This window comes from Planktothricoides sp. SR001, assembly GCF_001276715.1.
In the GTDB taxonomy this organism is placed as follows: domain Bacteria; phylum Cyanobacteriota; class Cyanobacteriia; order Cyanobacteriales; family Laspinemataceae; genus Planktothricoides; species Planktothricoides raciborskii.
Map to the genome: position 1 here is coordinate 178,212 of NZ_LIUQ01000004.1, position 22,753 is coordinate 200,964.

23 protein-coding genes are annotated in these 22,753 nt (G+C 43.0%); 11 read left to right on the top strand and 12 right to left on the bottom strand.

Features of this window, described 5'->3' with window-relative positions:
* Positions 1–78 precede the first annotated feature (78 nt).
* The gene (locus tag AM228_RS31795) at positions 79–261 is read right to left on the bottom strand and encodes a hypothetical protein (protein WP_156331521.1); all 183 of its coding nucleotides are present in this window, start codon (positions 259–261) and stop codon (positions 79–81) included.
* A 66-nt stretch (positions 262–327) separates the two neighbouring features.
* Positions 328–528 (bottom strand): hypothetical protein, encoded by a 201-nt coding sequence (locus AM228_RS04115; RefSeq protein WP_156331522.1) that lies wholly within the window; start codon positions 526–528, stop codon positions 328–330.
* 205 nt (positions 529–733) lie between these two features.
* Between AM228_RS04115 and AM228_RS04120 the strand changes: the two genes are divergently transcribed.
* The 5 genes from AM228_RS04120 to AM228_RS04140 all read left to right on the top strand — a co-directional run bounded on the left by AM228_RS04120 (position 734) and on the right by AM228_RS04140 (position 8,564).
* On the top strand, positions 734–1,690 hold the full coding sequence (locus tag AM228_RS04120) for a class I SAM-dependent methyltransferase (protein WP_054464836.1): 957 nt from the start codon (positions 734–736) through the stop codon (positions 1,688–1,690).
* A 425-nt stretch (positions 1,691–2,115) separates the two neighbouring features.
* A complete protein-coding gene (gene fusA / locus AM228_RS04125; protein ID WP_054464837.1) occupies positions 2,116–4,209 on the top strand; it encodes an elongation factor G in 2,094 nt (697 codons plus the stop codon).
* Between the two features lie 409 nt (positions 4,210–4,618).
* Positions 4,619–5,728 (top strand): endonuclease/exonuclease/phosphatase family protein, encoded by a 1,110-nt coding sequence (locus AM228_RS04130; RefSeq protein ID WP_231636596.1) that lies wholly within the window; start codon positions 4,619–4,621, stop codon positions 5,726–5,728.
* A gap of 21 nt (positions 5,729–5,749) precedes the next feature.
* A complete protein-coding gene (locus tag AM228_RS33965; RefSeq protein ID WP_072160642.1) occupies positions 5,750–8,137 on the top strand; it encodes an ADP-ribosylglycohydrolase family protein in 2,388 nt (795 codons plus the stop codon).
* Positions 8,138–8,363: 226 nt separating this feature from the next.
* Complete coding sequence (locus AM228_RS04140) at positions 8,364–8,564, top strand: hypothetical protein (RefSeq protein ID WP_231636598.1); 201 nt, start codon at positions 8,364–8,366, stop codon at positions 8,562–8,564.
* Between the two features lie 9 nt (positions 8,565–8,573).
* Here the strand turns inward: AM228_RS04140 and AM228_RS04145 are convergent, their stop codons facing one another.
* Positions 8,574–9,962: an NB-ARC domain-containing protein gene (locus tag AM228_RS04145; protein WP_054464838.1), complete on the bottom strand. Its 1,389-nt coding sequence runs from the start codon at positions 9,960–9,962 to the stop codon at positions 8,574–8,576.
* Positions 9,963–10,217: 255 nt separating this feature from the next.
* On the opposite strand from AM228_RS04145, the gene AM228_RS04150 reads away from it, so the two are divergent.
* The 5 genes from AM228_RS04150 (at position 10,218) to AM228_RS04170 (ending at position 14,553) form a co-directional block, all read left to right on the top strand.
* Complete coding sequence (locus AM228_RS04150; protein WP_082348738.1) at positions 10,218–12,350, top strand: AAA family ATPase; 2,133 nt, start codon at positions 10,218–10,220, stop codon at positions 12,348–12,350.
* A 32-nt stretch (positions 12,351–12,382) separates the two neighbouring features.
* The gene (locus AM228_RS04155; RefSeq protein ID WP_054464840.1) at positions 12,383–13,102 is read left to right on the top strand and encodes a hypothetical protein; all 720 of its coding nucleotides are present in this window, start codon (positions 12,383–12,385) and stop codon (positions 13,100–13,102) included.
* Between the two features lie 16 nt (positions 13,103–13,118).
* Positions 13,119–13,439 (top strand): hypothetical protein, encoded by a 321-nt coding sequence (locus tag AM228_RS04160; protein WP_054464841.1) that lies wholly within the window; start codon positions 13,119–13,121, stop codon positions 13,437–13,439.
* A 34-nt stretch (positions 13,440–13,473) separates the two neighbouring features.
* Positions 13,474–13,797, top strand: coding sequence for a hypothetical protein (locus AM228_RS04165; protein ID WP_054464842.1), 324 nt, complete (start codon positions 13,474–13,476; stop codon positions 13,795–13,797).
* Between the two features lie 435 nt (positions 13,798–14,232).
* On the top strand, positions 14,233–14,553 hold the full coding sequence (locus AM228_RS04170; RefSeq protein ID WP_054464843.1) for a hypothetical protein: 321 nt from the start codon (positions 14,233–14,235) through the stop codon (positions 14,551–14,553).
* 273 nt (positions 14,554–14,826) lie between these two features.
* Here AM228_RS04170 and AM228_RS04180 read toward each other — a convergent pair whose 3' ends face one another.
* From AM228_RS04180 to AM228_RS04210, 7 genes are all read right to left on the bottom strand, one after another.
* Positions 14,827–15,231: a type II toxin-antitoxin system VapC family toxin gene (locus tag AM228_RS04180; protein ID WP_054464903.1), complete on the bottom strand. Its 405-nt coding sequence runs from the start codon at positions 15,229–15,231 to the stop codon at positions 14,827–14,829.
* Positions 15,221–15,436 carry a hypothetical protein gene (locus tag AM228_RS04185; protein ID WP_156331523.1) on the bottom strand — a complete coding sequence of 72 codons (216 nt, stop codon included), beginning with the start codon at positions 15,434–15,436 and terminating at the stop codon, positions 15,221–15,223. The genes AM228_RS04180 and AM228_RS04185 overlap by 11 nt, the downstream gene beginning before the upstream one ends.
* 122 nt (positions 15,437–15,558) lie before the next feature.
* Positions 15,559–15,738, bottom strand: a complete 180-nt coding sequence (locus AM228_RS04190; protein ID WP_231636600.1) for a DUF6887 family protein — start codon at positions 15,736–15,738, stop codon at positions 15,559–15,561.
* 250 nt (positions 15,739–15,988) lie between these two features.
* The gene (locus AM228_RS04195) at positions 15,989–16,357 is read right to left on the bottom strand and encodes a DUF5615 family PIN-like protein (protein WP_054464847.1); all 369 of its coding nucleotides are present in this window, start codon (positions 16,355–16,357) and stop codon (positions 15,989–15,991) included.
* On the bottom strand, positions 16,354–16,692 hold the full coding sequence (locus AM228_RS04200) for a DUF433 domain-containing protein (protein WP_054464904.1): 339 nt from the start codon (positions 16,690–16,692) through the stop codon (positions 16,354–16,356). The genes AM228_RS04195 and AM228_RS04200 overlap by 4 nt, the downstream gene beginning before the upstream one ends.
* A gap of 18 nt (positions 16,693–16,710) precedes the next feature.
* On the bottom strand, positions 16,711–16,905 hold the full coding sequence (locus AM228_RS04205; RefSeq protein WP_054464848.1) for a hypothetical protein: 195 nt from the start codon (positions 16,903–16,905) through the stop codon (positions 16,711–16,713).
* Between the two features lie 200 nt (positions 16,906–17,105).
* The gene (locus tag AM228_RS04210; RefSeq protein ID WP_054464849.1) at positions 17,106–17,867 is read right to left on the bottom strand and encodes a hypothetical protein; all 762 of its coding nucleotides are present in this window, start codon (positions 17,865–17,867) and stop codon (positions 17,106–17,108) included.
* Between the two features lie 123 nt (positions 17,868–17,990).
* Here AM228_RS04210 and AM228_RS04215 point away from each other — a divergent pair, with 123 nt between their 5' ends.
* The gene (locus tag AM228_RS04215; protein WP_231636602.1) at positions 17,991–18,359 is read left to right on the top strand and encodes a hypothetical protein; all 369 of its coding nucleotides are present in this window, start codon (positions 17,991–17,993) and stop codon (positions 18,357–18,359) included.
* A gap of 71 nt (positions 18,360–18,430) precedes the next feature.
* Here AM228_RS04215 and purF read toward each other — a convergent pair whose 3' ends face one another.
* Together purF and purL are read right to left on the bottom strand one after the other, a co-directional pair.
* The gene (purF, locus tag AM228_RS04220; protein ID WP_054464850.1) at positions 18,431–19,948 is read right to left on the bottom strand and encodes an amidophosphoribosyltransferase; all 1,518 of its coding nucleotides are present in this window, start codon (positions 19,946–19,948) and stop codon (positions 18,431–18,433) included.
* 371 nt (positions 19,949–20,319) lie between these two features.
* Positions 20,320–22,668 (bottom strand): phosphoribosylformylglycinamidine synthase subunit PurL, encoded by a 2,349-nt coding sequence (purL, locus tag AM228_RS04225; RefSeq protein WP_054464851.1) that lies wholly within the window; start codon positions 22,666–22,668, stop codon positions 20,320–20,322.
* Between the last annotated feature and the right edge of the window lie 85 nt (positions 22,669–22,753).

Below are 22,753 nucleotides of genomic sequence, written 5' to 3' on the forward strand. Positions count from 1 at the left end.
AACAAACGTGCCAAAGCCCGCCCCCGTGAAGACAGAGATCCAGTTCAATATTGCTGCCCCGTAACGCACCAAGAACTTTTAATTCTGCGATCGCCACTGTCTCTTCAGAATTAAAAGTTCTTGGTTGCGCTGCCGAAGGCGATCGCCTGCCTCTAAGCGGTCAGGGCGGCGTTGCATTCGCGTTTTTATCCGATCGACTGCTTTATCAACATTGTTGCGCGAATGCTTCGCCCCTACAGTCATTTCTCCGCAAAAAAACATAAATTCTTTGTGTCCTCTGTGCCTCTGTGGTAAAAATTTACATAACAATCATTCCTTCAATTAGAGTTAATTGCGATCGCACATAAAGTCAGGAGTAAAGCGATCGAGATTATCCCACCAGTCCGAGCCAATATTTTTGCTGGTTGTTGTCGGTGGTTCTGGTTGTGGGCGACGTTGAATAAAACAGATAAAGTCTAAGGCTTCTTTCATCAGTTCTTCGGGAAGGGTTTCCAGTTCTTGAATCAGTTGATCTTTAGTAGTCATCATGGCAAGGGATAGTTAAAGGAATCATTTGTTAATTATTTTAACCGGCACCCCCGCACAAGAAGCGCCTCTTACCCTGACCCCTGAGCCTGTGGAATGGCCGAAAGGCCAGCACCCCCGCACAAGAAGCTCCTCTGCATCATTTAGGCGATCGCGAAAAATTTTGTGCAATAATCAAAAATCTATATCAATTCATCACTTTATATCTATGGAAGCAAAAGTCAAGCCAGACTGGGCTGGTGAAGATTTACTCTCTCGGTTTGTCAATCTCCTGATTCAAATTAAACCCATTTACGGTCTGATGAAACAGCAAGCCAGACAGGTACTCATTAAAACAGCGGAGAAAAAGGGTATTCCCTGGCGAGAAAATTGCCAAAAGCTAGATAACTCAGAGACTAAGGCACTTTTAGAGCAAATCACCAATCCAGAGATTAGCTATCCCGACTATTACCAGGTGCCATTTCATGCTTACGATCGAGGCAACCTCTGCTGGCAAGCGGCTTTTGAGGCGACTTCCGCTACCCAGTCAATGGCTTTGCGAGTTTGGCCAGAAGAAAATATCTCTTGGCAAACAGCCCAAGAACGATTACGCTCTAGTTTCCACCAGGTTTTGGGACAATATAGCCCCAACCATGTCCAAGATGTCTTAGATATTGGTTGTTCCGTTGGAATGTCTACTTTGCCCCTGCACCGTTATTTTTGCCAACAACAAAACCAGAAAATTAGAACAGTGGGGTTAGATTTATCTCCTTATATGTTGTCCGTGGCAAAAATCCAGGATTCTCAGGGAGAAATTGCCGAATGGATACATGGTCTAGCGGAAAAAACCCCGTTTGGCGATAATTCCTTTGATGTGGTGACACTCCAATTTGTTTTGCATGAACTGCCCGGTCATGCGACTGAGGAAATTTTCCGGGAAGTATTGCGAATTTTGCGACCGGGTGGCTGTTTGGGCATTGTCGATAATAATCCGCGATCGCCAGTCATTCAAAACTTACCTCCAGCCCTATTTGTCTTGATGAAAAGCACCGAACCTTGGAGTGATGACTATTACACCTTTGATGTAGAAGCTGCCCTGCAAAAAGTCGGCTTTGACTACAAAACCACCGTCGCCACGGATCCACGTCATCGCACCATCATTGGCATCAAGCCAATGAGCCCATAGGGGCTTTTGCCGCAGGGGAGCGGAGGAGCGGAGGGGATGAGGTTCGGGAGAAGCTTTTGGTGATGAGGAGCTTTTGGTGATGTAGGGGCGCAATGCTTGCGCCCCAGCCCCCCAGCCCCCCAGCACCAGAAGCTCCCCCACTCCCCCGCACCAGAAGCTCCCCCGCACCAGAAGCTCCCCCCGCTCCCCCCGCTCCCCCACATCATTGAGTCGGTGATAAAATAAAATATCTTTAGGAGATGCAGAAATTTTGATACAATAATTTATAATTGTTTAATAATTGATATGAAAATCTTTAGAAGAATTGTCACCTCTAAAGTATTTTCTATGAATTCCTATCAGTGCTGGTGACAACAGCCACACTGATCGTCTCTGAAGCCCACTTGAGAGATAACCCTTATGGGTTGTAACACCTAGTTTAAATTATGAAGAAAGACCTCGCTCGTTACCGAAATATCGGCATTTTTGCCCACGTTGATGCTGGCAAGACCACGACAACTGAACGCATCCTGAAACTCACTGGAAAAATTCACAAAATTGGTGAGGTGCATGAAGGTGCTGCTACCACAGACTTTATGGAACAGGAGCAAGAGCGGGGAATTACCATTCAGTCTGCTGCCACCAGTTGCTTCTGGAAGGATCATCAACTGAATGTTATTGATACTCCAGGTCACGTTGATTTCACCATTGAAGTGTATCGCTCGCTGAAAGTGCTTGATGGTGGGATTGGTGTGTTCTGCGGCTCTGGTGGTGTGGAACCTCAGTCCGAAACGAACTGGCGCTATGCTAATGATTCTAAAGTTGCTCGGATTATTTATGTCAATAAGCTAGATCGTACCGGGGCTGACTTCTTCAATGTAGTCAAACAGGTTAAAGATATTCTGAAGGCTACACCGTTAGTGATGGTACTCCCCATTGGTGTTGAAACTGAATTTAAAGGGGTTGTGGATCTGCTGACTCGGAAAGCTTGGATTTGGGATGATTCTGGCGATCCGATGAACTACACCATCGAAGATGTGCCAGCGGATATGGTGGATGATGTGGAAGCTTACCGCGAACAGTTGATTGAAAAAGCGGTTGAGCAAGACGATGCCCTGATGGAAAAATATCTCGAAGGAGAAGAATTATCCATCGAAGAAATTAAGTCATGTATCCGTAAAGGCACTCACGACATGGCCTTTTTCCCCACCTATTGCGGCTCTTCTTTTAAAAATAAAGGGGTGCAGTTGGTGCTCGATGCTGTGGTTGACTATTTGCCTGCTCCCAATGAAGTGAAGCCACAACCAGAAATGGATTTGGAAGGTCACGAAACCGGAAAATTCGCGATCGTCGATCCAGACAAACCATTGCGGGCTTTGGCTTTCAAAATCATGGACGATCGCTATGGCGCCTTAACCTTTACTCGGATCTATTCCGGTACGTTAAGCAAGGGCATGACTGTGCTGAATACTGCCACCGGCAAGACTGAGCGGATCGGACGGTTGGTGGAAATGCACGCCAATGACCGCGAAGAAATTGAATCAGCCCAAGCTGGGGATATTGTGGCGATCGTCGGCATGAAGAATGTGCAGACAGGTCATACCCTTTGCGATCCCAAAGATCCCGCTACCTTAGAACCAATGGTTTTCCCTGATCCGGTGATCTCCATCGCCGTTAAACCCAAGCAAAAAGGTGGGGATGAAAAAATGATCGCGGCACTGACCAGACTGGTGCAAGAAGACCCCTCATTCCATGTGGAAACGGATCAAGACAGCGGTGAAACCATTATTAAAGGAATGGGAGAACTGCACCTGGATATTAAGGTTGATATCCTGAAGCGGACTTATGGGGTTGAGGTGGAAGTTGGTAAGCCTCAAGTGGCTTATCGTGAATCCATTACTAAGATGATTCAAGATAGCTACACCCACAAGAAACAGTCCGGCGGTTCCGGTCAGTTCGGCAGAATTGATTATGTGATTGAACCGGGTGAACCGGGCAGCGGCTTCCAGTTTGAGTCCAAAGTCACAGGTGGCAGTGTTCCCAGAGAATATTGGCCTGCTGTGGAAAAAGGATTTAAACAAAGCATTGATAAAGGTGTCTTGGCTGGGTTCCCCTGTGTGGATCTCAAAGTCAGTTTGACTGATGGTGGATATCACCCAGTTGACTCCTCGGCGATCGCCTTTGAAATTGCGGCGAAAGCTGGCTATCGTCAATCGATTCCCAAAGCAGGCCCACAGTTGCTTGAGCCCATTATGAATGTGGACGTATTTACTCCCGAAGATAATATGGGCGACGTGATTGGGGATTTGAACCGGCGTCGGGGCATCATTAAGTCTCAGACTAAATCCCTCATGGGTGTTCGCGTCAAAGCGGATATTCCTTTGAGTGAAATGTTTGGTTATATCGGGGACTTACGGACGATGACTTCCGGTCGCGGTCAGTTCTCGATGGAATTTTCTCACTATGCTCCTTGTCCTAATAATATTGCGGAGCAAGTGATTAAGGAAACTAAAGAACGCGAACTGGCTATGGCCAAGTAGCAATTAGTTTTCGCCTAAGAAAAGACACGGGCTTTCGCCGTGTCTTTTTTTTGTTTTAGAATCCCGCGTCGAACTAAATAAAAATCGACGAAAACAAAAGAATAAAAGACACAGAAACCCAGAAAACCAAAACTCCGCGATCGCGATCGCCTTTCACAGGTGACGCGGATCATCCCCACCCGCGCTCAAATTGTTAATCTAGAAGGTGAGCAAAAATACTTAACTAAATCATCCCTGCTTCAGCGATATGAAATATCACATCACTGAGACAGGGATAGAGCAGAGATAGGAATAATTTCTACCAAATTTAGCCCAAAAAATTCGGCAAATTGCTGGACTAATGATGATATCTAGTGGTTTTATGATTTGGGCTTTTTTGTTGGATAGATAGTTAGATATATAAGTTATTATGGCCGATTTATTTGTCAATATGGCCAGAAAGGAAGTTTGTATGAAACGATATGTGCTGCGAGGATTAAAGGCGATCGCGCAACTGTTAGGTTATAGCTATTGTGGCTTGCTGATTGCCTATTTTATCCTGAGAGGTTTATTTTGGGATCGCCTTTGGATTGTCGCTTTCCTGAGTAGCTTAATTCCTTGGCTATTCTTGCCCATATTCCTCCTGCCATTAGTGGGATTTATCCCCCGCAAACAAAAATGGTTTTCTATTGGCTCATCCATTGCTTGCCTAATATTAATTGGTTGGCTGCATCATCATTATTTTTCCCCAGAATCAGCCCAATTCAAGTCAAATAGCTATGATGCACTGAGGATTAAAGTTTTATCCCTCAACGCCACTTGGTATCATACCACAAAAGAGGCTTTAGGTGAATTAATTTACCGGGAAATACCTGATATTATTTGTTTACAAGAAACCGTTTCCGAAAATACTAAAAAATTATTTCCCTATATCCAATCATCCTATCCCTATAATTTTTTTTCACCTCACTTAGCGATATTTAGTCGCTATCCTATTGAGACTAAAGAAAAAATTAACTTAGCTAATCATAAAGAATTTCAGCAACGGGTGATTTTGAACATAAACCAACAACCTGTGGTGTTATATAATATGCAAACCACCGCCCCTTGGATTCGTCCTCAGAAGATTTGGCCGGGGCTGAATATTCCGGTTTATCAATATGGCGATCGCACCGCCCAAATCCAAGATTTTATCCAACGCATCGAAACAGAAACTCTGCCGGTAATTGCAGCCGGAGACTTTAATTTTACCGACCAATCTCAAGACTATTCCTTAGTAGCCAGCGGACTGAAAGATGCTTTTAACATCTCTGGTTTTAGCTTTGGATTTACCTGGCCGCACGGTTGGCCATTAAGTGATTTAATTAAAGTCACCAACTGGAAATTAACGGTTCCTTTATTCCGCATAGATTATATTTGGTATTCTCCCCATTGGCAATCTCATTCTAGCCATGTGTTAAAACCTGTGGGTTCAGAACATCTGCCCATTGCCACTAAGCTAACTTTACTCACTCCCAGAGAAATCTCGAAAAAATCATAAATAACCAAGTAACCAAAGACTATGAACAATAAACGTGAAATATTAGATTACCTATTCCAAACGGGTCAAATTGACATTAAACGAAGCAAAATATTTCACCTAGATTTATCTCCCATGCCTCCATCTTTTTTTGACTTTGACCGAGTTGAAGGGATGATGTTAGGGTTGGCGATCGGCGATGCTTTGGGTGTGACCACAGAAGGAATGCTGCCCCGATATCGCCACACGATTTCCGGTTCCTTTCAACGCACCCAACAACAAATTGATAAGTCTCATCAGAGAAATATTCGGGACTATGCTAACCAACCCTTGCAGAAACCAAATAATCATTATTGGGAAATTCGCGATTATTTGCCTAACAAATATGCGAATAATCAGTGTATTGGTATACCATCAGATGATACCCAAATGGCTTTCTGGACTTTGGAACAAGCGATCGCTGATGGGGGATTTAATCCAGAAAACCTCGCAGAACGATTTAACCAAAATCGCATCTTTGGCATCGGTTCTACGGTGAGAAAATTTCTGATTAATTACCAATGTCATCAACCTTGGTTTGAATGTGGGATTAAGTCCGCTGGCAATGGGGCTTTAATGCGGATTGCCCCGATGCTAATTCCCCATTTAAAATTCGGTAAATCTGACCTTTGGGTGGATACGGCATTGTCAGCGATGTTAACTCACAATGACTCTGGATCCATTGCGGCTTGCTTATCGTTTATCTATATGCTTTGGCAGCTTTTAACGATGAAAACCCCGCCTAAACCTGAGTGGTGGTTGAATACTTATATAGAAATTGCTCGTGATTTGGAAATTGACAGTAGTTATTGTTTCCGGGGCGGCGCTTTTCTGAATTATCAGGGGTCTATTTGGCAGTTCTTGGATGAACAAGTCCGCGAGGCTTATCGGCAAAATCTTTCGGTGATTGATGCTTGTAATCAATGGTATTCTGGGGCTTATCTCCTGGAAACTGTTCCCACGGTTATTTATATTTTAATGAAACATGGGGATAATCCAGAAGAAGCGATTGTGAGAGCGGTGAATGATACTGTTGATAATGATACGGTAGCGGCAATTGTTGGGGCAGCAGTTGGGGCTTTACACGGGAAAGATCGACTGCCGCAACGGTGGATCGCTAATTTATCCGGTCGGACTAAAGAAAATGATGATGGGCGGGTCTTTGAGTTGTTAAAAATGGCGCGAAAAGTTTGGTGGGATTCGACGATCCCAAATCCGTCGATGAATGTGTTAGTCAAGACGGCTCAACTTCTAGCAGCAAAACCCTCTAAATTATCAGAAAAAACCCCGGAAGTTCAGCCGCCATTATCCCAGGATTTAACGGCGAAAGCGCCGGAAAAAACTATCTCAGAATCAGCCCAAAATACCGAGGATGCGGCGTTAGGTTGTTTCCTCGGCGCGGTGGTTGGGGATGCTGCCGGTGGAGTGTTGGAATTTATCAATCGGTCAGCGACCCCAGAAGAAGTTGATCGGGCGATGAGAATGTGTGGCGGTGGTATTTGGAACCTCACCCCAGGACAAGTTACAGATGATACGGAATTAGCGATTTGTTTAGCGCGGGCTTTGTGCCTTAGTCCGACTTTTGACCGAGAAAATATTGCCCGCAGTTATGCGAAATGGATCGAGTCTGAGCCCTTTGATATGGGTTTAACCACTTATCGGTCTTTGGGCTGTTTTGCTCAAAGTCCTACCTGGCGAGAAATTTGCCAAAAACAAGGTTATGCAGCGGGAATGAGTCAGGCAGCAGCTAAGTTTTGTATGGAGTCAAAAGCGAATGGCAGTTTGATGAGAATTGCCCCTTTGGGGATTTGGGGATATCGATTAGATGATGCAGAATTAGCCCAGTATGCTCAAGAAGATTGTCGGTTATCTCATCCTCATCCAACTTGTTGTGATGCGGTGGCTTGTTATACGATCGCGATCGCTTCTTTAATCCGCGAACCAGGCGATCGGCAAACTGCTTTTGAACGGGCAGAACGTTGGGCGATTTCTTATGCGAATGCGGAGGTACGCGGTTGGTTAGAAAAAGCCCGTTTAAACTTGCCAGTTCTCTATTATCCTCAAGCGGGTTTTGTGAAAATTGCCTTTAGTCATGCTTTCCGACATTTAATTAAAGGCAGTAGTTTTGTGGAGGCGATCGCAGAAACCCTATTTGGTGGAGGAGATACGGATACAAATGCCTGTATTGTTGGCGGTTTACTGGGGGCAGCTTGTGGGGCTGGTTCTATTCCTAAAACGGCGATCGCTCCGGTTTTAAATTGCGATACGGAACAAGGAATTCATCCTCGACCGGCGTTTGTTCATCCCCGTCAAGTTCCTGAATTGGTGACATATTTATTGCGCGATCGCGCATCCGCGCCGCTACGCGATCGCTCTACCACAATAAATTAAAAGAGAATATCCAATTTTTCATAAAAGCCGATCGCCCCTGGAATACCTGAGTCAGGAATAGGGGCGATCGCTCCTTATTTTCTCTTGAGGACTCTCTTGAAGACGATGTGGTATAGTATAATGGGTCTGGGTCTGAACTAAGATCGCCTTAATTACGAAATCATTAAATTATGATTTAGGCCAATCCATGAAAAATACAACTACTTTTAAATAAATTGCTGCTGAAGTGCAATTGTTTAATGATATAGAACAAAAGGAAAAATTTATTTTTGTCGTTGGGGCTTTAGCCTCTCGATTAATTAGTCTTGATAAAGCAGCAGAAATCATGGAGATGGAACCGGAAATATTATTGAATATTTTAGATATGATGGGCATAGATTTTTCTGATCTTACCCCTGAAGATATCGCGATGGAAAAAAATTGGTAAATAAACAGGTTAGCGTTGCTGACTACCTTCGCCGCAACTTCTCACATATTCCCGAAAAACGGGAGACAAATTAAACCGGACTTTTTCCCCGGTAATTTTCCTGACTAAATACCGTTTTTGCAAAGATTGCAACCCCTGAATCAATTCCATTGAGGACAAATCTAAAGCTTGAATTAAATCTTCTCTGGTGACAGGTTGGTCAAATTTACTCAAGGCTAAAATAACTTGCTTTTCTATGGGGGATAATCGGTTGAATAATTGCGGCAAAGGCATATCCTGAGTAATCAATAAGTGATTTTCCCCTAAAAAATCTGCCACCTGACCATCAAAAATATTTTTAATTAAACCCACCACATTTTTTAAATAAACCGGATTTCCTTCATATAACTTGATTAAGTTTAACCAACTTTCCTCATTTTTTAACCCTGTACCTTTCAGCAGTTCCACATCATTTAAACCGGATAAGTCTAAAGACTTAATCGGATATAATTCCCGATCCCAACATTCCATTTCGGCACATTGTTCTTGACTGATTAAAATCAGGGTGCTTTGATGTTCAATTTCGGTGATGAGTTTGAAAAAGTTTTGATAATCTTGATATTTAGGTTGATATTGTCCGGCAAATTCCCCCGGCAAAAAGATATTTTGCACGTCATCCAGGACAATTAAACATTTTTTCTCCGTGAGTAGATCCAGTAGTTGTTTTAGGCGATCGTCAATGGTTGATTTTGCTTCTACTTGGCAAACTTGCAATAAATCTTTAGTCAGTAATTCTAATGATTTGGGGTATTTTAAGCTTTTCCAGATGATGATTTCAAAGTTAGATAAGGTGCGATCAATCAGCCGCTTCACGAGAGTGGTTTTGCCAATTCCACTAACTCCTAATACGGCAACTAAACGAGTCTTTTGATTAAATATCCAATCATCCAGGGTTTTCAGGTCAGAGTCTCTGCTATAAAAATTAATCACTTGCGGCGCTAGGGTTAAATCTAGAAGCGGGGATTTAGATTTAGGATTGCTATCACTTTCCTGGAGATGGTTTGTTGGACTGCCTTGATTTAATGTGGGTGGATTATACAAATTATTATTACTGTTATTACTGTTATTACTCTCATAAATATTAGAATTATTGCATGAATTAATATATATTCTTTCTATCGTAGAAATAAAATTAGTTTTTTTTATATCTTCACCTAATGCTTTTGATAAAACTTGCCATAATTCAGACCCCACATCAGCGACATAATTTTTACTGACATGGCATTTTTCGGCGATTTGATCGTAACTTTGTCTATCCCATGTACCCTCAACAATAGCCTTTTGAACATGATCTAAATGCTTACTTGTTTGTTTTACTACTAGGCGATCGACCAATTGTAACACTTCGTTTACATCCATAAAACCTATACCGGATCGGAATTTCAGCCATTATAGCGTATCTCGATCCTAACTTTTCCGATTTTTTCCGATTTTTTCCGATTTTTTGCTTAATATTTTGTTACAAAACTGCCGATTTTTTCCGATTTTTTCCGAGAGACTAAATGCTTAAAGCTTTGGCATAGTAGTGACAGACAAAGCGGCATTATCAAAAAAGTTTTTTTGATATACAGATTCATTTAACCAGGTTCCGTATTTTTACGCAAATAACTAAGTATGGTACTACAAGATACACAAGTTAATAGCTGTCGGGTGTTTGCTTACCACCCCAAACACATCGGAAACAACATTGTGTTAATGTCTCCATCAATGTATAACCAGCTACGTGAAACCAGTGGTAATGAATATTTCTTTGTGGAAATTACCCCTATCAATGGCGAAAATAAAGCTTACGGTTTTGCTTGGTATGAGGATAATGAAAAGTTTCAAAGTGATTCAACTTATATTGGGTTGGAATCACCGTTGATGGATACCTGTTTGGTCAACGTTGATGATGTAGTTACCATGAGAGTTTTGCCATCTAGGGAAATTGAAACAGCCGCCAGCGTTGAGTTACAAGTTATTGGAGATAGTGTCACCAAAATTCATACAGAAGATGATCTGCAAAAGCTGAAAAATAGAATTGCCGGGGGTGACGTTGTTTTAGGGCAAAACACCCGCTTTCTGGTTCCCTTTTCTGATATTGGGGCAACTTATTGGATTAGCTTACGGGTTGTTAATACGGAACCGGCTAACGTACCTGTTAAATGTAATGAAAAAACAACAATTACCTTTGATGGAGTCTCAGTTAAACCAAGACAGGCAGACGTTAGTTTTGAAGATGTCGGTGGGTTAAAAAAACAAATTGACTTGCTGCGGGAGGTAATTCAATTACCTTTAGAACATCCAGAAATTTTTCCTCAGCTAGGTATTCATCCCCCCAGAGGCATTTTGCTCTATGGGCCGCCGGGTAATGGTAAGACTATGTTAGCTAGGGCTTTAGCCAATGCAATTCAAGCTAATTTTTATACCGTTAACGGCCCAGAATTAATGTCTAAGTTCGTGGGGGAAGGTGAGAAAAAAATTAGGCAGGTGTTTGAAAAGGCTAAACAAAACGCTCCGAGTATTATTTTCTTTGATGAAATAGATTCATTTGCTGGTAAAAGGGACTCTTTTACCGCTGAGTTTGAAGTGCGGATTGTGGGTCAATTGCTTTCCATGATGGATGGATTAGCAGACCGGGGTAATGTGATTATTATCGCGGCAACGAATCGTCCGAATGCGATCGATCCAGCTTTACGGCGACCGGGAAGATTTGACAGAGAAATCGAAGTAGGTTTACCTTCAGAATCGGATCGATTAGATATTCTCTCAAAATATGTTAAACAAATGAATCTTACCCCCGATGTTGATTTAGCATCCTGGGCGAAAAAAACATCGGGATATGTGGGGGCTGATTTAGCCGCTTTAGCGAGAGAAGCTGTAATTCGTTGCTTACGGCGAGTTTTTGCGCTCTCATCAGAAGGTCATTATCAACAATCTGCACCAATCGTTGTTACTAATGCGGATTTTTATGACGCATTTAAGGAACTACAACCGACCACCTTAAGGGATGTCAATCATCAATTTAATCTTTTGAGTTGGGATGAACTCTTGGGAGTAGATACTCTGAAAGAAAGATTGCTCAACTTAGTTGAGACACCCCTGAAATATCCAGATAAATTAAAAGCGATGGGGCTGACACCCCCCACAGGGATTATTTTAGTAGGTTCGTCTCAATCGGGGAAAAAATCCTTGGCTTTAGGGTTAGCACAAAAACTGGGGATTCAGTGTATTTCTGTCAGGGCTTTAGATTTTATTTATCAAGAGTCTAGTCAAGCGGGCAAAACATTAGGGGAAATTTTTCGTAAAGCCAGATTATCTTCACCGTCAGTGCTTTTGATTGACAAAATTGATTTGGCGTTTTCTTCTCAGTTAAGAAATACTACCGAAAGTTTCTTATTTGCGGAAAATCTCGTTGATGAGATTCGTCGCAACCGACTCTATGAGAATGTTTTTGTCATTGCTACAGCCAGAAGTCTGGAAAATTTACCGCAAATTTTACTGGATTCTTCAGTGTTTGGACATTTGATTAATATGCCAACTATTTCCAATCAAGATTTTGAATTGCTAATTAAGTCCAAACTGAAAAATTACATTGACTCAGAGGTAAGTTATCCGGTTTTAGCTCAGTCCGTAGAAGGTTTATCTATTGGGGAGGTGATTTATGTTTGTGAAGAATGTCTGAGAATGTCTCTGACTCATGGCGAAATCACACCTAGCCATTTTCACCAGGCAGTCGCCACTGTTAAAACCAGTAAAAACAACTGATTATCGTATTGAAACAAAAGGAGAAAATTATCATGGCTGAATTACCTAATGTTGGACGAGGAAATCAAAGCCAAAGACTCAATAACCCAGCACAAAAGCAAACACAAACACAACTGCAATTTAACTTGCAAATTTGTGATGATACCTGGGAACGCTTGCTTTGTGCCTTAGAACGACTGGAATATGTAGCTGAATATAAGGCTAATTATGCTATTCCTAGTGCTGTGGCGACTCGATTAGATCGCCATAAAGACAAGGGAAATATTCAAGAATCTCAAATCGAAGTTGAATTGGAAGTTCAACTGCAAATTCAGGCTTTCAAATATATTGTCAAAACAGTACAGAGTGAAGCCGAGACCTGGTTGTTACAAGACTTTATTTCTTGGTTAGCTGGACGTGAACGCAAAAATATCAAACCTGAGCCTTTACCTTTAAGTATTGTTGATGACTATGCAATTCCTGTTTTGCAATGTATTTTAGGTGAGTCATTTAATTTACCAAAAATACCACCTGTTCCAGTTAATCAACAAGACGTTTTAGGCGCTGTTACACAATTAGGATCCGATCAAATAGAAACTGATAATATTCTAAAACGTTTTCAAGACGATCCTACTCTGAAAGCTACCCAAAATTATCATCCTCGCGGTGAATTTAAAGATGGGATGGAACGATTACAAGCGATCGCAGAAACCCTCAAACAAAAACCTTGGTTTGAACGTTTTGTGAAGGAACAGCGTTGGCAAAATCGCTAAAAATTTTGTTGAAACCATGACAACTTACTACGATCTTTTCATTCGTTGTCCCGCCTGTATTTATCGGGGCAAAACAGGCGGTATTCCTTCTTATTGGTATCACAGTGATTGCGGAGGAAGACTAGAAGTTGGTGATAATGCTTGCTATCGCTGTTCGTGGTGTGGTTACACCAGTCATATCAAAAACTGGCGATATGCTTGTAAATCTCATCAAGGTAGTTATTGGGATACTAATGCTGACCAATTTGCTAGTGCATCTGCTATGGCGGCTCAGGTGATGAATATTGGGGGACGACAATGGCTTCTTAATCTCCTCTGTAATTTAGGGGACTGGTAATGACTTACTCTATTAATTTAAGGATGAACTAAAAATGGCTACTTACTATGATCTTAAAATTCGCTGTCCAGCCTGCATTGCCGATGGAGAGTCTGGAGGGGCAGTATCTCAATGGTATCACAATAACTGTGGTGGTAAAATTCAAATTGGAGATGATGCAAACTATAAATGTATTAAATGTAACTATTCCTCTCATATCAAAAATTGGCGATATGCTCATGAAGGTTATCATACTGATTATCGTCCCACCACTTCTGCCCACTTTGCTAATGCTATTTCTACAGCGGGTCAGGTGGCAAGTGTCGCAGGCAAACAATGGCTTATAACCTTGCTGGAAAACTTAGGAGATGATTGGTAAATCATGTCATCAATTATTACTTTCAGGAGTGATTAAACATGGCAACTTACCATGATTTAGTCATACAGTGTCCTGCTTGTGCTAGCGAGAGAGGTTATGATTGTAAACCACCACGTCAATGGTATCACGCCTCTTGTGGAGGAGCAATTCTAATAGGCGAGAATGCTTATTACAGATGTGTCGGCTGTGGTCATTCATCTCATGTTAAACATTGGCGTTATGCTTGTCACATAAATGTAATGGATGATCGACCGATTAGAGATGAACGTTCTGCTTCATCGGCTTACTTGGCTAATGTATTTTGTATATCTGGGAAATTGACAAGTCGGGCAGGCAACCAATGGCTTATAACCTTGATGGAAAACTTAGGAGATTGGTAAATGATTTATTTCAATTATTCTGTTTATTGCAAAAATCAGGAGAATTATTACCACCATGTCTGAAGAACCAAACATACAAATCCATAACTTAATTGCTCGTCATCCTGATGAATTTTCATTAGCACCTTATCAATGGCTACATCATCAATGTGAAGGTAATCTTCAAATCAGTAATGATGGCACAATTAGCTGTGAAAAGTGCGGCGTCAAACAACCTGCATCAACTTGGTGTATTACCGACAATAAGCATTTATCTGAGTCACCACCAGAAGTTAAGCCCCTTGATTTTCCAGCATTATCAGCCTTAGCTGGTCAATTAGCAAGTACCGCTGGTCCTCAATGGTTAAAGGAATTTTTAAGCAATATTGAAGATTAATACTTGCGATGATATTTTACCTGTGGATTCCCGCATTCGCGGGAATGACAGGTTTAAGGATGTATCTGATGGTAATAACAGGTTTAAGGGTTTACCTAGTATAGTTATGCAACCATTATTATCATTGATAGCGATCGCTGCATTCCAGTTTTGTCAGGGCGGCGTTTTGCATAAAGCCCCTACAGGATGCAAATATGGGATGCTTCTATAGCGATCGCCTTTCCCATTTCTTCCCATGATTGTCAGGAAAGGCGATCGATCAATAATAATAATTCATCTCATTAATGCTTGAAACCCAGCTTGAACAAAATGCTTATCAAAAGTTAAAGCCCGACTCACTTTATTTTTTTTCATCACCACAAAAGAAACACAATCAACTAACCCATAAGATTTATCTTGATACTGTTTGTATAAACTTAATGCCTCTTCAAATAGATCGGGAGTTAAACGGATTACTTCAACATCATCAGAATCCAAAAAAGCCTCAATCAGTTCAACGGCCTCATATTTGTGATTGCTCGATAAAGCGTTACCAACCTCTAATAAAACTGCATCAGTTGTAATCAGGGGATAAGTTTCAAAGGCTTTAGCCAGTTCTAAAGCCTTTTGATGGTATTGATCTCGTTGATTAATCGAAGCAACAATAAACAATGTATCAACAAAAATCTTATCCCTCACTGACATCTCTCCCTAAACTCGCGCCGACTTGAATCGAGAAATTTTCCGAAGCATCAATTTTCACCTGGGTTAATTTTGACATTAAACTAGGTGGTTTAACCGAATCTTGATTGCCTGTCAATTCTTCGATCGCTTGATTGATTTGATTCAGTTGTTCTTCAGTTAAATTTTCTAGTCGTTCTTTAATCATTTGTTTTGTTGTCATAGTAATTTACCTCAATTAACTTTTATACTGCTAAGATAGAAACCATCTTATCACAAGTAAGCGATTCCAGCCGCCCTCCGTTTGAGAACAGGCTGAGGGGCGATCGCTTTTATCTGTCCCCATTACTGTTTTGACTGAAGTTTTTCCGAAAACACAACTTGCATCTCCTCCATAGGCAGGTCTGATGAGTATTTCGGGGCATTTTCATTTCTACGACTCATCAGAACCTTCAGGGCTTCGTGAAAAGCGGATTCATCATTACGATTCGCTTTAATATAAGCTTTTAATTCGCTATTTGTCATAGAATATTTTGGTTCATTCCACAAACTCCCAGATTCCTGATTCATTAATGATGATGGCAAATTCATCGGGAAATTTTTTACCTCAGCTATTTCATTTTAAATGTACGATTGGGTATCGCCGTGACAAAGTTACTCCACTTTTCCTAAAATTATAGCCGCGATCGCTGCATTCCTGTTTTGTCAGGACGGCTTTTTGCATAAAGCCTCTACAAGATGCAAATATGGGATGCTTATATAGCGATCGCTAATTTCAGTCTTTCGGAATCGGCAGATGAATAATTTGGTCTTGATATTCCGTTTCAAAAGAACATTCTGCAATCAATATGAGTTCATCTAAGGTTTCTCCGATACTCATCCCAGTATTTAGAATAAAAATTCCAGGGATGTGACGGTTTTCCTTTAAATGGTCTATTAAATTAACTGGCATAGAGGTACGATTATTCGTCACCAGAATAAAATTATTCACCTCACACCAAATTAAAATATCTGGATCTAAGGTTCCTTTTAACGGGGTACTGGGTTCTCCAACTGCCCAGACCACTAAATCCGGTTTTCGTCTTCTTAATTGCTTAAAATAAACCGGATCTACATTTTCATCCATAAGGTACTTCAAAGTCATAGACTTAGGGATTTTTGTGCCGCAGATCGTTCCGCTTTAATTTTCATCAACTTCTGCACCACTGGGGAAGGATTTTTATGTTGTTCTTCTCGCATCTTTCTGCCCCACTCCAACCAATCAGCCATATATTGACTGACTGATTCTCGTTCGTGTAAATAATACAAAATTGTGGCATAAACTTGTTCCAGGGTTAAAGAGGAATAAGTTTGGGCAATTTCTTCAGGAGTTCTGGATTTATAAATAAAATCATAAAGGATGGTTTCAATTCCCACCCTGGTGCCTTTTAGTCGAATATCATTCTGAGCCAAAAAGTTAAAATAGTCTGTCAATTGCATGATCGAGTCTCCCATCAGTCAAAAACTGATTTGTAATCCAAATTTTGCTCTAACTTGTTCAACAGACATGACTCTTCCGGCTTCCCGATCGCGTAAGCCGGATTCAATGGCCTGCCTAACATAGATTTCGTACATTAAATCATCCCAAGTTGAATTCTCAGGCAATTTATCAATTAATCGTCGGGCAACTTCAAAAATGTTTGTTGTTTCCATGACATTGGCGATCGCTTAAGTAGACGGGCAGAAATAAATGCACCACAGACCCAATGAGAAAAAAACTGTCATTCCCGCGCAGGCGGGAATCCACAGCCTATCGGCGGGGAAAGAAAAGTGCAATTAATTATGTTCACCTACTTACTTCTGTTAAATATTATATCGCGGTTATGGCAGCACTGGCCAACTCCCAAAAATTTCTAAGTTTCTGGTAACTCCCATTCCATAATTTCTCTTAAAAGTTCAATTGCTTCTTCATCGCTTACTTTTGGCAACCGATTCGTAAAATAATTCTCCGTAATTCCCATAGCTTCCGCATAGGCTGGATCCATACCATCAAGCAATTGAGGCCAATCGGTGACAAAAAACCAATCTCGATCCCACAAAATTATATCTGCTAGACAATCGACGGCAAATTGCCACTCACTCAGATCCGTTGACTTATATTTTTGCTCGTAAAATAAGTTAACGGAATCTTCTTGATCATATTCTTCCTCTTCTTCTTCCTCATATTCAAGTAAATCGGGCAAGATCATTTTTTCAAAAGCATCCCAAGCGATTTGGCGATAAAAATAATTGTATTCGTCAGGTTCAGGTTCATTTTCTATCTCTGCCCAATGCAATTCCTGAGATATTTCTTCATCAATCATTTGGGACAAATAAGCAAAGGGATAGAAGGCAGCAGCTTCTAAAATATGATCTAATTCAGGCATGGGAACATCGGGCTTTAGTAAAGCTTTTAGGCAGAAATTTATCAAATAAATTTGTTGATTAAAACTAGCCCGGTGAAAAAAATTATTACCTGTATTAGCCCAAAGCTGAAAATCTTTGAGATCATTTCTTTCCTCCTCGAATACAAATATATCCCAATCGGTTAGAAACGAAGTTTGCAATACTTTTAAATAAAATTCGGCTTCATATCCCTCAAGAACCCGATCGCCTGATTGCATATGCCAAGTCATATTTAATAGCCTCCAAGTTTTTTAGTGATTTCCTGAAACAAGAATAAACCCATGATTATTTGAGATTTATCACAAGTTATTCAGGCGATCGCGATCGCCCAGGTATTTTACATTATAACCGGAGTGGCGATTTTCCGATCTAGTCCCCCGCCCTGGAAATCATATATAATAGAAGCGATCGCAATTTCCCCTATTAATAGGTTGAACTTACAACTAGACCCCACCACTGAATCTTATCTGGTGGATATTTTAGCCAAAGAAAAAACCACAACCGATGAACTCCTCAAGCGTTTACTCTATCAGCATTGGCTGAGTTTACAACCTCGCAAAACCCTAGTAGAAAGACGAGGAGGTCATCCGCAGCATTTGCTCGAAGATGCCCCGGCTGATTTATCCTTACGAGAAAATCGTAAACGAGTTGTAGCCGAGTATATTGCTAAACGCCATTATCCCAAACCAATCGGAAAAAGCGCGGAAATCACTCACATATAACTCACACAAAATAAAGGCGCAACCGGGGTTACGCCTTAAGGATAAAAAATCCGTTAATTCACTCGATCGCCTTAGACTTTTTCTAACATCAACTTAGAACGTTTCAGGGCATCGGGGACACCAATTGGATAATCTCCAGTAAAGCAAGCAGAACAGAAATGATTGGTATTTTCTCCCGTGGCTTCTAGCATTCCTTCCCAACTTAGGTAAGCCAAAGAATCTACCCCAATTTGTTCTTTAATTTGTGCCACAGATTTCGTGGCAGCAATCAATTGGTCTTGGTTGTCCGTGTCGATACCATAGAAGCAAGGGTGAGTCACGGGTGGGGAGGAAATCCGCATATGCACCTCCGTTGCCCCCGCATCTCGCAGGGCTTTGACAATTTTTCGGCTGGTCGTGCCCCGCACAATGGAATCATCGACCATCACTACCCGTTTGCCCGTCAACACATCTTTCAAGGGGTTAAGCTTCATCCGAATTCCCGACTCGCGCATCGATTGAGTGGGCTGGATGAAGGTACGACCCACATAGCGATTTTTAATCAGTCCTTCGGCGTAAGGAATATCCGATTCTTGGGAAAAGCCGATCGCCGCCGGAATGCCAGAGTCAGGAACGCCGATGATAATATCCACATCTGCCGGGGCTTCGCGGGCAAGTTGGCGACCCAGACGCAAGCGATAGCTGTACAAGGTTTCGTCGTGAACCAAGCTATCGGGACGGGCAAAGTAAATCATTTCAAAGATGCAGAGTTTTCGCTCCGGTTTTGCCCAATGATAGGAAGATAGACCTGCTTCGGTAATCCAAACTAATTCCCCAGGTTCCACATCTCTGAGATATTCCGCGCCGATAATGTCCAAAGCGCAGGTTTCCGAAGCGAGGACGTAACGCTGCGGTTGGCTGGGGATGATGCCAATCACCAGGGGTCGAATCCCGTGGGGGTCACGAGTTCCCATGATGCCTTCCGGGGTGCCAATGGTGAGACTGAAGGCGCCGATGCATTGCTGGAAAGCCGCGATCGCCCCTGACAACCAGTCTTTACCACTATTCACTTCTTCAGCGATCGCATGAACGATCATCTCTGAATCAGTGGTGGTGACTAGATTACAATCTTTTTCCAGCAACTTTTCTCTCAGTTGACTGGTATTCACCAAGTTGCCGTTATGGGCTAAAGCAACCGGGCCTAAGCGGGTTTCCAAGACCGCAGGTTGGGCATTGACCACATGACTCGATCCGGTGGTCGAGTAGCGATTATGACCAATGGCAATATTGCCCTTTAGCTGTTGCAGGATGGTTTCATTGAAGACTTGGGAGACTAATCCCATTTCTTTATGAACGTGAATTTGCCCATCGTCAAAAATCGCGATACCTGCGGATTCTTGACCGCGATGTTGTAAAGCAAAAAGGCCAAAGTAGGTGAGTTTGGCCACATCTTCACCGGGAGCATAGATGCCAAAAACGCCACAAGCCTCTTCGGGCTTATCTGGGCGTTCGATTTCGTCTAAATTTTCCTGATTTTCCTGAGAAAGAGATTTCTCAGGAGGCTGTTCAGCCTCATTCACCTGGTAAGAAACGGAAGAGTTGGGAATCATGGATAGAAATGTGCCTTGGTTTGGGGTCGTTAGTTATCGTTAGTTAAAAGATTTTGGATCGATGCTGCATTTCAGGTTAGAAACGCTGTTGCTTCAATTAACCGGGTTTCTCGGATACAGTTAACTAATCTTAATACTTTCTTAACATTTATGAAACTTGGGGCCGAGAAACCGGGTTTCTGGGAGTGAATATCAGAGTTAACTGTGGGATGCAACCAAGAAACCCGGTTTCTGGGGGTTCTGCAACCAAGAAACCCTGCAACAAAGAAACCCGGTTTCTGGGAGTGAATATCAGAGTTAACGGTGAGATCCAACCAAGAAACCCGGTTTCTGGGGTTCTGCAACCAAGAAACCCGGTTTCTGGGGTTAGATTAATGCATCCGCCTTTCGATCGCCTGATACCAGCGATCGCTCATCTCCTTAATACTTACCGCGATTAAGGGCTGGTTAACATCCGTGAAAATTCGTAAATCTCCACCAACCGCCCCTACAGTGCCTAATTTTTGCCAGTTATTCGCCAATTTTTCTGTCAAATAGGATTCCCAAGCAGAAATATGTGCCGCATCCACAGATACGATAATGCGTCCACCACCTTCGGCAAATAACAATTCATCCCAACGTTTAGGACTGTTGGCCACAGTAAAAGGCAGATGAATTTCCGCGCCCAAGTTGCCGCTGATGCAAGATTCAGCCAGGGCTACGGCAAAGCCGCCCTCCGCGCTATCATGGGCCGATCGCACCCAACCCTCGCGAATACCCGTCCGACAAGCGGTTTGCACGCGGCGTTCTAGGTCAAAATCCACCTTGGGCGTTTTCCCGGCAACCACCCCATGAATGGCGGCGAGATATTCTGAAGCCCCCAGAGTGAGGCGAACGCTTGTCGGGTGGTCTAAAGCTAATCCCAGCAGATAAATCACATCCCCAGAGTGTTGAAAACCTTGGCCACAAATTTGCTGCAAATCGCGGATTAATCCCACCATCCCAATTACCGGAGTCGGATAAATTGGCGTCGGATTGCCTTGTGAATCCAGGGTTTCGTTATACAGCGAAACATTTCCCCCGGTCACAGGGGTGCCGAATTCCTCACAAGCTTCGGCAATACCGCGACAAGCGGAAGCTAATTGCCAATAGCCGATGGGTTTTTCGGGACTACCAAAATTCAAGTTATCCGTAATCGCCAAAGGTTCAGCCCCGACACAGCTTAAATTCCGGGCAGCTTCCGCCATCACCGCTTTTGCCCCTTCGTAGGGGTCGAGATAGACATAACGGGGATTGCAATCTACCACACCCGCTACAGCCCGATTAAACTGTCCAGATGTTTCCAGTTGCGGACGCAAGCGCACCACCCCCGCATCAGCCCCTCCGGGCAGCAACACGGTGTTATTTTGCACTTGATGGTCATACTGCCGATATACCCAATGTTTAGAAGCGATGCTGGGAGTATCGAGGAGTTGCAAGAGGATATCTTGCCAAGAATGCTGCTTGCCGTTGAGTTCTATCCCTTCACGGGTACAACTGGGTAAATCATTCACAGACCATTCCCAAGCTTTTTGGGCATATTCTGGCGGTTCGCTGAGAAGTTGGCGATCGTAAATCGGCGTATCATCGGCCAAAGCACTGGCGGGAATTTCTGCCGCTACACCGCCTCGGAATAAAATCCGCACGATCGGTTCTTCTAGGACAGTTCCGGCAACCACCGCATGAAGTCCCCAACGGTGGAAAATATCAATTAATTCCTGTTCCCGTCCTTTTTGGGCAACCATCAGCATCCGTTCTTGGGATTCGGACAGCAGATATTCATACGGAATCATCCCCGCTTCCCGTACTGGAATTTTATCTAAATCCAGTTCAATGCCCAAACCACCTTTGGCCGCCATTTCTGAGGTGGAACAAGTAATCCCGGCTGCCCCCATATCTTGGGCGGCAACTACTGCACCAGTTTTAAAGGCTTCCAGGCAAGCTTCAATCAGGGATTTTTCCAGGAAAGGGTCGCCTACTTGGACTGCGGGGCGATCGTCCATTGATTTATCGCTCAATTCCACACTGGCAAATGCCGCGCCCCCCATACCATCCCGTCCGGTGGTGGAACCCACATAGAGCACGGGGTTGCCCACTCCAGAGGCACCGGCTTTGACAATTTCCGGGGTTTCCATGATGCCCAAAGCCATGACATTGACCAAGGGGTTGCCAGTGTAAGCGGGGTCAAAGTAAACATCACCGCCCACGGTGGGTACGCCGACGCAGTTACCATAGTGTGAGATCCCATCAACGACCCCCGCAAATAAGCGCCGAGTCCGGGCATCATCGAGGGAACCAAAACGCAGGGCATTGAAAAGGGCGATCGGTCGAGCACCCATTGTAAAGATGTCCCGCAGAATACCGCCAACCCCAGTGGCAGCCCCTTGGAAGGGTTCGATCGCACTTGGGTGGTTATGGGACTCAATTTTAAACGCCAGTCGTAAACCGTCGCCCAGGTCTACCACTCCGGCATTTTCCCCCGGCCCAACTAAAATTCTCGGACCTTGAGTGGGAAATTGGCTCAGGAGGGGTTTGGAGTTCTTGTAGCAGCAGTGTTCCGACCACATGACGCCAAACATCCCCAGTTCGGCTTTGTTGGGGTGGCGTCTGAGACGCTTACAGATTTCTTCATATTCCGCAGGAGTAATACCTTCGGAGGCGATTTCTTCGGGGGAAAAGGGAGATTCGGAGATTGCAGACATGAGGAGGCAATTGCACCGTTATTACAGCAGACTTATTTTATCTGGATTTTCGGGATTAACCGGGAATTCTATATTTTTTTGTCAT